General features: G+C 71.7%; 10 protein-coding genes and 1 tRNA gene. 5 read left to right on the plus strand and 6 right to left on the minus strand.

Annotation, left to right across the window (positions count from 1 at the left end; genetic code table 11):
• Positions 1–72 precede the first annotated feature (72 nt).
• Positions 73–2064 (plus strand): sensor histidine kinase, encoded by a 1992-nt coding sequence (locus NYZ95_RS00635; protein WP_262847696.1) that lies wholly within the window; start codon positions 73–75, stop codon positions 2062–2064.
• Positions 2061–2720, plus strand: a complete 660-nt coding sequence (locus NYZ95_RS20250) for a response regulator (RefSeq protein ID WP_262847698.1) — start codon at positions 2061–2063, stop codon at positions 2718–2720. Before NYZ95_RS00635 ends, NYZ95_RS20250 begins: the two co-directional genes overlap by 4 nt.
• A gap of 18 nt (positions 2721–2738) precedes the next feature.
• Here the strand turns inward: NYZ95_RS20250 and NYZ95_RS00645 are convergent, their stop codons facing one another.
• Positions 2739–3524 carry a glycerophosphodiester phosphodiesterase gene (locus tag NYZ95_RS00645; RefSeq protein WP_262847700.1) on the minus strand — a complete coding sequence of 262 codons (786 nt, stop codon included), beginning with the start codon at positions 3522–3524 and terminating at the stop codon, positions 2739–2741.
• 116 nt (positions 3525–3640) lie between these two features.
• Between NYZ95_RS00645 and dinB the strand changes: the two genes are divergently transcribed.
• Entirely contained in the window at positions 3641–4831 is a 1191-nt protein-coding gene (dinB, locus tag NYZ95_RS00650) for a DNA polymerase IV (protein ID WP_262847702.1), read from the plus strand.
• A gap of 54 nt (positions 4832–4885) precedes the next feature.
• On the opposite strand, the gene NYZ95_RS00655 is transcribed toward dinB, so the two are convergent.
• Together NYZ95_RS00655 and NYZ95_RS00660 are read right to left on the minus strand one after the other, a co-directional pair.
• A tRNA-Pro gene (locus NYZ95_RS00655) sits at positions 4886–4959 on the minus strand.
• A gap of 49 nt (positions 4960–5008) precedes the next feature.
• Positions 5009–5923, minus strand: coding sequence for a metallophosphoesterase (locus tag NYZ95_RS00660; protein ID WP_262847704.1), 915 nt, complete (start codon positions 5921–5923; stop codon positions 5009–5011).
• A 72-nt stretch (positions 5924–5995) separates the two neighbouring features.
• Here NYZ95_RS00660 and NYZ95_RS00665 point away from each other — a divergent pair, with 72 nt between their 5' ends.
• On the plus strand, positions 5996–6454 hold the full coding sequence (locus tag NYZ95_RS00665) for a GatB/YqeY domain-containing protein (RefSeq protein ID WP_262847706.1): 459 nt from the start codon (positions 5996–5998) through the stop codon (positions 6452–6454).
• Positions 6455–6528: 74 nt separating this feature from the next.
• Here NYZ95_RS00665 and NYZ95_RS00670 read toward each other — a convergent pair whose 3' ends face one another.
• The gene (locus tag NYZ95_RS00670) at positions 6529–8742 is read right to left on the minus strand and encodes a transglycosylase domain-containing protein (RefSeq protein WP_262847708.1); all 2214 of its coding nucleotides are present in this window, start codon (positions 8740–8742) and stop codon (positions 6529–6531) included.
• Between the two features lie 156 nt (positions 8743–8898).
• Between NYZ95_RS00670 and NYZ95_RS00675 the strand changes: the two genes are divergently transcribed.
• Positions 8899–9192, plus strand: coding sequence for a WhiB family transcriptional regulator (locus tag NYZ95_RS00675; protein ID WP_262847710.1), 294 nt, complete (start codon positions 8899–8901; stop codon positions 9190–9192).
• Between the two features lie 15 nt (positions 9193–9207).
• Here NYZ95_RS00675 and bagB read toward each other — a convergent pair whose 3' ends face one another.
• On the minus strand, positions 9208–10461 hold the full coding sequence (gene bagB / locus NYZ95_RS00680; protein WP_504923545.1) for an ATPase BagB: 1254 nt from the start codon (positions 10459–10461) through the stop codon (positions 9208–9210).
• The gene (bagA, locus tag NYZ95_RS00685; RefSeq protein WP_262847712.1) at positions 10458–11429 is read right to left on the minus strand and encodes an ATPase BagA; all 972 of its coding nucleotides are present in this window, start codon (positions 11427–11429) and stop codon (positions 10458–10460) included. The genes bagB and bagA overlap by 4 nt, the downstream gene beginning before the upstream one ends.
• Positions 11430–11464: the final 35 nt, after the last annotated feature.

The raw sequence follows: 11464 nt of genomic DNA on the forward strand, positions 1-11464 counted from the left end.
GCGCGGCAGGCGGGGACGAGCTCGCGTAAAGAACCAACGGGGGTGGGCTCGCTCCCCTATCGTCGGGAGATCATGAGCGATCTCGCGGCGCCTGCCGCTGCCCTGCCGGACTCCGGTCCGACACCCCGCGAAGGCGCGGCGTGGGCAGCGCGTGCGGTGGTGGCGGTGGCGTGGACGCTAGGCGTGAGCGCTGTCGTCCTCTACCTCCTCACGACGTCGCGGGTCGGGCAGGACGCGCTGTTCGTCTTCGTCGACGCGAGCGTCGCGCTGGTCTACGGCGCGGTGGCAGGGGTGCTGCTCGCGCGCCGGTGGCACGCGGTGTCGTGGCTGCTGGCGCTCGCGTCGATCGGGGGAGGCATGGCGGCCTTCGGGGGCGCCTACCGCGGGACGACCGTCACCTGGGGCTGGCCGTCTCTGCCGCACGTCGAGATGTGGTTCGGGTGGACGTGGGTGCCCGGCACAGTCTCGCTGATCATCGTCGTGCCGTGGCTGATGCGCGACCGCGCTCTCGGGCCGTGGTCTCGTGTCGGGCTGGCACTGGGGATCGTCACCACCGGCGCACTCACCGTGCAGCGGGCGGTCTTCCCCATGTCCGACCCGCGCCCGCTGCTGGGCGCCGTCGTCGTGCTCGGGCTGGTGACGGCCGCGGCTGTCGCCTGGCGCGCGAGGCACGAGCCGGCTGAGCGTGACCACGTCGCGCTCGGCTGGCTCACGGTCGGCGTCACGGCGATGGCGCTGTCGTTCCTCCCGCTCCTCTGGTACGCCATCCCGCCGTGGACGATGGCTGTCCTCCACCTCGTGTGCCAGCTGCTGTTCTCGGGTGCGATCCTCGTCGTCGTGCTCCGCCAGCAGCTGTGGGGCATCGACCTCGCGGTGAGCCGCGCCCTGGTCGCCGGCATCCTCACGGTGCTGCTCGTCGGCGCGTACGTCATCGCGGTGCTGGGGGTGCAGGGCGCCGTCGGGGACACCCGGACGAGCCAGGTCGCCGCTGCCGTCGTGGTGGTGCTCGCCGCACCTTTCCTCCGGCAGTGGGCGGGTCGCCGCGTCGGGGCGCTGGTGTACGGCGAGGCGCTCGAGCCGCACCGCGCGGTGCGGGCGATGGGTGCGGGCTTCGCCAGCGACGACGAGCGGGCGCTGCTGGACGTCCTGGTGGCGCAGCTCGCCGCGTCGATGCGGCTGCAGTCCGTGGCGGTGACCAGCGGTGGCGCGACCGTCGCCTCGTACGGGGTGCCGTCGGACAACGTCCTCGAGCTGCCGGTCGTCCACCGTGGCCAGGAGATCGGTGTCCTAGTCGTCACCGCACCACCGGGCGAGTGGCTCGGCGCCCGTACCGTCAAGGCCGTGCAGGACCTCAGCGACCTCGTCGCCGCCGGTCTCGCCCTGACGCTCGCGCTGCACGAGGCCGACGCGGCGCGCGAGCGACTCACCTCCGCGCGCCTCCAGGAGCGCAAGGTCATCCGTCGCGAGCTCCACGACGGGCTCGGCCCCTGGCTAGCGGGGCTCCGTCTGGGCATGCAGGGCGTCCGCAACGCCGTACGGCCCAACCCTGACCTTGCGGAGTCGCTGCTCGACAGCCTCAGCGCCGAGCTCGACCAGCGCATCGCCGACGTGCGGTCGCTCTCGCACAACCTCCTCCCGCCGGCCATCGAGCAGCTCGGTCTCGCGGCGGCGCTGCAGGAGCTGGCGGCGCGGTGGGAGCAGACCGGCATGCACGTACGGCTGCGGTGCGCGCCGCTGCCCGCGCTCGCGGCGCCGGTGGCGGCGGCCGCGTACGCGATCGCGAGCGAGTCGGTCACCAACGCGGCCAAGCACAGCGGGGCAGACACCTGCACCGTGACGGTCGACGTCGACGAGCGCACGCTGCGCGTCGTCTGCACCGACGACGGGGCGGGTCTCGACCCGGACGTGCGTGAGGGTGTCGGCCTGCGCGCGATGTCCGAGCGCGCGAGCGAGCTCGGTGGCGAGGTCGTCGTCGGCCCGAACGGACGACGCGGCACGCGGGTGACGGCACGGGTCCCGCTCGAGCCGTCGGTGGAGACCGTCATCGCAGGAGGCAAGGCGTGAGCGACACGATCCGCGTCGTGGTCGTCGACGACCACCCGGTGTTCCGGATGGGGATCGCAGGCCTCTTCCACTCGCTGGACGGGCTCGACCTCGTCGGACAGGCCGACGGCCCCGCGCAGGCACGCGAGGTGGTCGACGCCGACGTCGACGTGGTCCTGATGGATCTCGACCTCGCCGGCGAGTCCGGCGTCCTCCTGACCCGCGAGCTCGTGGCGGCGTACCCGGACCTCAAGATCCTCGTCGTCACCATGCACGAGGACGACGTCTCGGTGCTGGCGGCGATGCGCGCAGGCGCGCGTGGCTACCTGCTGAAGTCGGCCGCGCCCGAGCAGCTCGAACGCGCCGTACGCTCGGTCGCGCTCGGCGACCTCATCATGGGGCAGGGCGTCGCCGAGCGGGCGCTGTCGTACGTGGCGTCCGCGCCGACCGGGTCGGGGCGCGGTCCGCGGCCGTTCCCCGAGCTCACCGACCGCGAGCTCGAGGTGCTCGACCTCGTCGCCCGCGGGATGGGCAACGCGGCGATCGCCCGCGCGTTGACGCTCAGCGAGAAGACGGTGCGCAACCACGTCTCGAACCTGCTGACCAAGCTGGAGGTGCGAGACCGGGCAGGCGCCGTGGCGGCGGCACGCGACGCGGGGCTCGGCACGGGCTCCTGACGCCCGCCCGCTGCACCGTCAGCGGGCAGCGCCGACGTTCTCGTCACGTCGCAGGACCGACAGCGCCCTGCCGGGCCGGTCGGTGATGATCCCCTCGACGCCCGCGTCGGCCGCGCGACGGATCGCTGCACGCGAGTTCGCCGTCCACACGTACGTCTCGAGCCCGGCGAGCTGGGCGCGGCGGACGTACGCGGAGCTGACCGCGCCGTGCCACGGGTTCACCGCCGAGACCCACGCCTCGAGCGCCGGGTTGCGGGGCGCGCTGCGGACGAGCAGCCCGCGGGGCACGTCCGGCATGAGGCGCCCGAACGCGCGCAGCGCGTGCGCGTCGAAGCTCTGCACGGCCACCGCGACGCCAGGCGAGAAGGCGCGCAGCACCTCCGCGACCCGGGGGACGAGGTGACGCTGCGACGACGGGTTCTTGATCTCGAGCAGGAGTCCGACCCCGGTCGGCCGGAGCGCGTCGAGCACCTGCTCCAGCGTCGGAACCGGCTCGCCGGCGTGGTCCGGGCCGAACCACGACCCCGCATCGAGGCGGCGGACCTCCTCGTAGCGCAGCAAGGAGACGGGGGCGGTGGCGCGGTACGGGTGGTGGAGGGTGACGTCGGTGGTCCGGGCGAGGGAGTCGTCGTGCAGGAGGACGGGCACGCCGTCGCTGGTGACCTGCACGTCGACCTCGACGGCGTCCGCACCCTTCCTGACAGCTGCGGCGATGGCGGCGAGCGTGTTCTCAGGCGCGACGGCGCTGGCGCCCCGGTGTGCGATCACGCGCGGGCGGCGCATCGTGGTGATCTGCTCGTTCATATGGCGAGCCTCGCCACGGGCGGTGGAGCGCGGGCGAGAGGCGGGTGTACGGCGGATGAATGCTCGCTGAGACTCTCACGCCGCCTCGGAGAGCGACATATGCGAACATATGTTCGATGAACGGTGCAGCGACGATCCTTCACGCTGACCTCGACTCGTTCTTCGCGTCGGTCGAGCAGCGTGACGACCCGTCCCTGCGTGGCCGGCCCGTTTTGGTCGGGGGCGGGGTGGTGGTCGCGGCGAGCTACGAGGCGAAGGCGTACGGGGTCCGGACCCCGATGGGGATCGTCGAGGCGAAGTCGCTGTGCCCGGGAGCGGTAGTGGCGTCGCCGCGCTTCGAAGCGTACTCCGCGGCGAGCAAGGCCGTCTTCGAGATCTTCCGCAACACGACGCCGCTGGTCGACCCGGTCTCGATCGACGAGGCGTTCCTGGAGGTCGGCGGGCTCGCGCGCCTCGTCGGGTCCCCGGAGGCGATCGCCGCGCGCCTGCGGGAGCGGGTGCGCGACGAGGTCGGGCTGCCGATCACTGTGGGGGTCGCGCGGACGAAGTTACTCGCGAAGGTCGCCAGCGCCTACGCCAAGCCGGACGGGCTGCTCGTTGTTCCGGTCGACGGCGAGCGCGCCTTCTTGCACCCGCTGCCGGTCGAGCGGATGTGGGGAGTCGGAGCGAAGACGGGCGCGAAGCTGCGGGCGAGGGGCATCGAGAGGATCGGCGACCTCGCCGCGGTGCCCCCGCACGCCCTCGCCGCGTACGTCGGGCGCGCCGCGGCGTACCACCTCCACGGGCTCGCCAACGGGCAGGACCCGCGTCGTGTCGAGACCGGTCGGCGGCGCCGCTCGGTGGGCGCGCAACGGGCACTCGGCAGGCGGCCGAAGGAGATGGCCGACATCGACGCCGCGCTCGCCGGGCTCGTCGACCGCGTCGCCCGCCGGATGCGCAAGGCCGAGCGCGAGGGCCGTACCGTCACGCTGCGGCTGCGCTTCGACGACTTCACGCGCGCCACCCGTTCGCACACCCTGCCGCGGCCCACCGCCCGTACCGACCGGCTCCTCGTCGTCGCACGCTCGCTGCTCGACGTCGCCGCGCCGATGATCGCCGAGCGCGGGTGCACGCTGGTGGGTGTGGCCGTGAGCGGGTTCGACGCCGACACCGGCGTCCAGCTGGAGCTGCCGTTCGGGGAGCCCGACACGACGTCGCTCGACCTCGCTCTCGACGACGTGCGGGAGCGCTACGGCTCGTCGGCCGTGCTGCGTGCGTCGCTGGTCAAGCGCGGCGAAGGGTTCGCGATGCCCACGCTCCCCGACTGACCCGAGACGGCGAAAGCCCCAGGACCGAGATGGTCCTGGGGCCTTCGCACACTGTCGGGGTGACAGGATTTGAACCTGCGGCCTCGTCGTCCCGAACGACGCGCGCTACCAAGCTGCGCCACACCCCGTGGCCCTCGTACGACGTACGAGCAGAACCTCTCCGCGAGAGTCCCGCGCTCAGTTCCTCGGAGAGTCTACCGGACGCAGTTTGAGCACCGTCGCCTCGGGTCGGCATGCGAAGCGGACCGGGGCGTACGGAGACGTCCCGCACCCCGCCGAGACGTGCAGCCAGGAGGCTTCGTGCCCGGCCGTACGGTGCTGGTGGAGGCCTCGAGCCCGGCGTCTGTCGAGGTCGCAGTTGGTGACCAGCGCGCCGATGCCGGGGACGCGCAGCTGTCCGCCGTGGGTGTGGCCGGCGAGGATCACCGGGTAGCCCGCGACGTTGAAGGCGTCGATCGCGCGAAGGTACGGGGCGTGGACGACCGCGACGGCCAGGTCGGCGGACTGGTCGGCCTTCGACGGCAGCGCCTCCAGGTCGTCCCGGTTGACGTGCGGGTCGTCGAGCCCGGCGAAGGCCAGCGACACGCCGCGGACGTCGAGTCGAGCAGTCGCGTTGTTGAGGTCGCTCCAGCCCGCCTCGGCGAACGCCGCACGCATCCTCTCGTACGGCAGGTCCGGCGAGCGGCGACGCTGACCCGAGGGGCCGAGCAGGTAGCGCGCCGGGTTCTTCATCGTGGGCGAGTAGTAGTCGTTCGACCCGAAGACGAAGACCCCCGGCACGTCGAGGAGGTCGTGGTAGGCGTCGAGGAGGGCCGGGAGCGTGTCGAGGTGTGCAAGGTTGTCGCCGGTGTTCACCACCAGGTCGGGCTCGTACTCCGCGAGGCTGCGCAGCCACCGTTGCTTGCGCGTCTGGCCCGGCGTCATGTGGACGTCGGAGATCTGGAGGACCGTGAGCGAGGGCGCGCCCGCCGGCAGCACCGGCAGGTCGTGCTCGCGGACGACGAACGCGTTCCGCTCGTACAGCGACGCGTACGCCACGGTGCCCGCACCGACCGCCGTGGTCGCGAGGAAGGCCTTCGTCAGGGTGTGCACGGGGAAAGGGTGCCACACGGCTGGTCGGGAATCGGTGTGCTGACGCGTGCCCGGCCGGGGGATGATGGGGAGATGAGCGAGCTCAAGGATCGTCTGCGTCAGGATCTCACCACGTCCATCAAGGGGCGCGACAGCCTGCGGGCGTCGACGCTGCGCATGGTGCTCACCGCGGTGAGCCGGGCCGAGACCGCCGGCACCGAGGCCAAGGAGCTCTCCGACGAGGAGGTGCAGCGGGTGATCACCTCGGAGTCGAAGAAGCGCCGCGAGGCCGCCGAGGCGTACGAGTCGGGCAACCGTCCGGAGCTGGCGCAGAAGGAGCGCGAGGAGGCCGAGATCCTCGCCGAGTACCTCCCTGAGCAGCTCAGCGCCGAGGAGGTGTCCGCGCTGGTCTCCGAGGCGATCGCCGAGGCCGGCGTCGCGGGCGAGGGCATGCGCGGCATGGGCAAGGTGATGGGCCTGCTCAAGCCCCGTACGGAGGGCCGCGTCGACGGGGCCGCGCTCGCCGCCGAGGTCCGTACGCAGCTCGGCTGACGGTCCTCCCGAGACACACGAGGGGTTGCGCCCAGCCTGGGCGCAACCCCTCGTCGTCGTGTCAGCGGACGGGACTAGCCGTCGTCGCCGTTGTCGCCGCGGCCACCGCCACCGCCGCCGCCACCACCGCCGCCGCGGCCGGGACGGTCGTTGTCGTTGTCGCCGCGGCCACCGCCGCCGTCACCCTTCTTGTCGTCCTTCGGCTTCTTGACCGGGGCACGAGGCGTGTCCGACGGCGCGGCACCGAGGCTGCCGGGGGTGTTGAAGGTGGCGTACGGCAGGTCGTCCTGGATCGCACGCATCGTGTCGGCCCACATCGGGCCCGCCAGGGCGGCGCCACCGACGGAGTTGAACGACATCGTCGTGCCGTTGAGCTCGGTGCCGATGAGCGACTTCCAGTGCCCCTCGCGGTTGGCGCCGGCGATCATCGACGACGTCACGAGCTTCGGGGTGTAGCCCATGTACCAGACGGCGCGGCTCTTCTGGGTGGTGCCGGTCTTGGCTGCCGACGGCTTGTTGAGCTGCAGCGCGGCACCGAACCCGCCTGACGACTGGACCCCGCGCAGGATCTGGTTCACCGAGTCGGCGGCCGCCTGCGAGAGGACCTTGTCGCACGCGGGCTTGTAGTCCTTGACGACCTTGCCGTCGGGGCCGGTGATCGAGGTGATCGGCATCGGCTTGCAGTACTCGCCACGCGCCGGGAACGTCGCGTACGCGGCCGCCATGTCGAGCGGGCTCACGTCGAGCGTGCCCAGCGTGAACGACGGGTAGGTGTCGTCGATGTCGGGAACGGGCATGCCCATCTTGGCCGCCATCTTGGTGGTCGCGCACAGCCCGACGAGACGCTCGAGCTGGGCGAAGTAGGTGTTGACCGACTGGCGCAGGCCACGGGTCATGTCGAAGCCGCCGGAGCCGGTCGAGTTGCTGACCTGCCACGAGCCCGCACCGTCGTCGTCGCACTGCGAGAACCCGCTGATGTTCATCGACTGCGGTGAGTTGAAGTACGTCGAGGTCGGGTAGCCCTTCTCGAGCGCCGCCGCGGCCGTGAAGACCTTGAACGTCGAGCCGGCCTGGAAGCCGTTGGCGCCGCCGAGCGACTTGGGCACGGTGTAGTTGATGTAGGTCTGTCCGGCCTTCTTGTTGTTGCCCATCGGACGCGACTGCGCCAGCGCACGGACAGCGCCGGTGCCGGGGACGACGAGTGCCTGCGCGCCGATCGCGTTGTCGGTCGGCGCCACGCGGCCGGTGACGGCCTTGTCGGCGGCGCGCTGGAACTTCGGCTCCAGCGTCGTCTTGATCGTCAGGCCGCCGGTCTCGATCCGGTGGAGGCGCTCGTCCTCGTTCTTGCCCAGCGACTTGTCCTGCAGCAGGTAGCGGCGGACGTAGTCGCAGAAGAACGGCGCCTTGGTGCTGACGCAGCCGTTGGAGAAGGTCGTGATCTTGAGGCCGAGCGGCTGACCCATCGCCGTTTTGGCGACCTCGGGGGTGATGAGACCCTGGGCCTGCATCGCCGACAGCACGATGTTGCGACGACGCAGCGCGTTCTCCGGGTACGTCACCGGGTCGTACTCGACCGGGTTCTTGACCAGGCCCGCGAGCGTCGCCGCCTGCGTCAGGTTGAGGTCGGCCGCGCTCACGGAGAAGTAGTGACGGGCGGCGGCGCCGATGCCGTACGCGCCATCACCGAAGTACGAGATGTTGAGGTAGTTCTCGAGGATCTGGTGCTTGCTGTGCTTCTCCTCGTAGCTCATCGCGTACTTGAGCTCGCGGATCTTGCGGGCCGGGGTCACCTCGGTCGCGGCCTTGCGCTCCTCGGGAGTCGAGGCCTGCTGGATCAGGATGTTCTTGACGAGCTGCTGGGTCAGCGACGAGCCGCCCTGGGTGCGGCCGTCGGTCGCGTTGTTGACGAGGGCGCGGACCGTGCCCTTGATGTCGAGGGCGCCGTGCTCGAAGAATCGCGCGTCCTCGATCGAGACCACCGCCTGCTGCATCACCGGCGAGATCTTCTCGAGCGGGACGTCCTGGCGGTTCTGGGAGTAGAAGTAGGTGATCAGCGAGCCGTCGGCCGCCAGCACCTTCGACCGCTGAGGGATCGGGGTCTCGCGCAGCTCCAGGGGGAGCTCGTCGAAGCCTCGGGCGACGCTGTTGGACGTCACGCCGACGAACGCGGCCACCGGGATCGCGAGTCCGGCGACGAGAACGCCGGCAAAGAGGCTGAGCAGCGCCATGGAGCCGATCGCCCGCGCCGTACCCATGCCTTCGTCGTCCCGACCGGTCCCCAGTTTCATGGGCCCCAGGTTACGGGAGCAGCGGAAACGCACCAAGCCGTAGTCCGAAAGGACTAGTCGGAACCATCCGGGGTGCTCTGTTACGTGTTCTTCGACACCGTCAGGCTAGGGACACACGAGCAGAGTCGATGCCATCTCGGGGAAGGTGTCCGGATCATGACCTGGAACGAAGCTTGGGCCACCGTGGCCGTCTGCAAGGAGTCGCAGGACGCACTCTTCGTCAAGGGCGCAGAGCAGAACCGCGCCAAGCAGCTGTGCCGGGCGTGCCCGGTCAAGCTGGAGTGCCTCGCGGAGGCGCTCGACAACGACATCGAGTGGGGCATCTGGGGCGGCATGACCGAGCGCGAGCGCCGCGCCCTGCTGCGCCGTCGCCCGAACGTCACCTCTTGGCGGACCCTCCTCGAGGCCGCCCGTACGAGCCAGCCCGCGAAGGCGCCCGCCCTCGTCTGAGACGACAGCGGCTTCCTAGCCGCCCGTTGACGGGCTGCCCAGCAGGTCGCCGATCGCCGTGAGGCCGTCGAGGTCGTGCACGTCGGTCGCGAGCCCGGGCACCTCGACCCGCCGTACGCGCGGGTGCGCGGCCGTGAAGCCCATGACGACGCGACGCTCGCGCTCGGCGACCCGTTCCCCGCGAGCGTGCACCTCGAGCAGCGCGGCCACGGCCTCGTCGTCGGCCGTCGTCCGGGCCTTGCTGCGCAGCCGGCGAGCAGCCGCGTGTGCCTCGTCGCCGTCGAGGAGCAGAGCAGGCTCCGTCATGCGGTTGACGACCAGTCCCGCGAGCGGCATCGCCTCCTGGCCGAGGCGCTCGACGAAGTACGACGCCTCCCGCATCGCGTCCGGCTCCGGGGACGCGACGACGAGGAAGGCCGTACCGGAGTTCTGCAGGAGCGCGTACGTGGCCTCGGCGCGCTGACGGAAACCCCCGAAGAGCGTGTCGAAGGCCGCCACGAACGTCTGCACGTCGCTGAGGACCTGCGCGCCGAGCACCTTGTTGAGCGCGGACGTGACCATGCCGAAGCCGGCGGAGAACAACCTCGCCGGACCCTTCGCCGGCGCGAGCAGGAGGCGGATCAGCCGGCCGTCGAGCAGCGACGACAACCGCTCGGGGGCGTCGAGGAAGTCGAGCGCAGACCGCGACGGCGGGGTGTCGACGACGATGAGGTCCCACCGGCGCGTCTGTCCCGGGCCGCCCGCGACCGCCTCCGCGTGGAGCTGGCCGAGCTTCTCCATCGCCATGTACTCCTGCGTCCCGGCGAACGAGCTCGACAGCGCCTCGTAGAACGGGTTGGAGAGGATCTGCGCGGCCTTCTCCGGCGAGGCGTGGGCCTCCACGACCTCGTCGAAGGTCCGCTTCATGTCGAGCATCATCGCGTCGAGCGAGCCACCGCCTGCGCCGGCGTCCTTCACGGGCCGCGGCACGTTGTCGAGCTCGGTGAGGCCCAGCGACTGCGCGAGCCGGCGTGCGGGGTCGATCGTGAGGACGCACACCCGACGTCCGCGCTCGGCGGCGCGCAGGGCGAGGGCCGCCGAGGTGGTGGTCTTGCCGACGCCGCCGGAACCGCAGCAGACGATGATCTCGGTGGTCGGGTCGTCGATGAGCGCGTCGACGTCGAGCGCGGGCGCCGGCTCGTCCGCAGGGGACTCGAGGGTGCGCCTGCGCGACGGCGTACGAGGCTTCGGCGCGGTGCGCGACGCACGGCCCGACGCCGCGGGGCTCACCGTACGCCTCCGTCGACGAGGCGGGCCCCCAGCGCGAAGAGCCCCGCGAGGTCGACCCCGTCCTCGAGGTGCGGCAGCTCCACCACCGGCGCGCCGGCCTCGGTGAGCACCGCCCGCTGGTGGGTCTGGAGCCGCTGTCGCCCGACGTGCTGCCGTCCCTCCTCGAGGAGCGCCGCCCCGGCACCGGCGTCGACCTCCAGGTCCGCGCGCCGCAGGCTGCGGGTGACGGCGGCCGCGGTCAGGTCGCCGTTCGCGACCCGCTCGGCGGCCTCCTCGCTCAAGGGCGAGGGGAGGACCTGGTTGACGACCACGTGCCCGATCCCGAGGCCGACGTCGGTCAGCTCGTTGATCGCGTCCATCGTCTCCTGCACCGGCATCTCCTCGAGCAGCGTCACGAGGTGGACCGCCGTCCGCCGCGAGCGCATCATCGTCATGATCGAGTCGGCCTGGCGCTTCACCGGGCCGACCTTCGCAAGACCGGCGACCTCGCTGTTCACGTTGAGGAACCGCGTGATCCGCCCGGTCGGCGGCGCGTCGAGGACGACGGCGTCGTACGTGTAGGAGCCGTCGCTCTCGCGGCGCCGCACCGCCTCGTACACCTTGCCGGTGAGGAGGACGTCGCGGACGCCTGGCGCGATCGTCGTCGCGAAGTCGATCACGCCGAACCGGTCGAGCGCCCTGCCGGCGCGCCCGAGGCGGTAGAACATCGCGAGGTACTCGAGCAGCGCCTCCTCGGCGTCGATCGCCAGCGCGTAGACCGCGCCCTCGTCGGAGGCCGCGACCTGGCGCTCCTCGTACGGGAGCGGGGGCACGTCGAACAGCTGGGCGATACCCTGGCGTCCCTCCACCTCGCACAGCAGCACCCGCCTGCCCTCGCGGGCCAGGCCCAGCGCGAGAGCGGCGGCCACGGTGCTCTTGCCCGTCCCGCCCTTGCCCGTCACGACGTGCAGTCGCTTCTCCCCAGCCACGTCGTCGAGCGTAACCGCCATCCCCGAGGCCCGAA

Origin of the sequence: Mumia quercus (genome assembly GCF_025506335.1) — a bacterium.
Lineage (GTDB): Bacteria > Actinomycetota > Actinomycetes > Propionibacteriales > Nocardioidaceae > Mumia > Mumia quercus.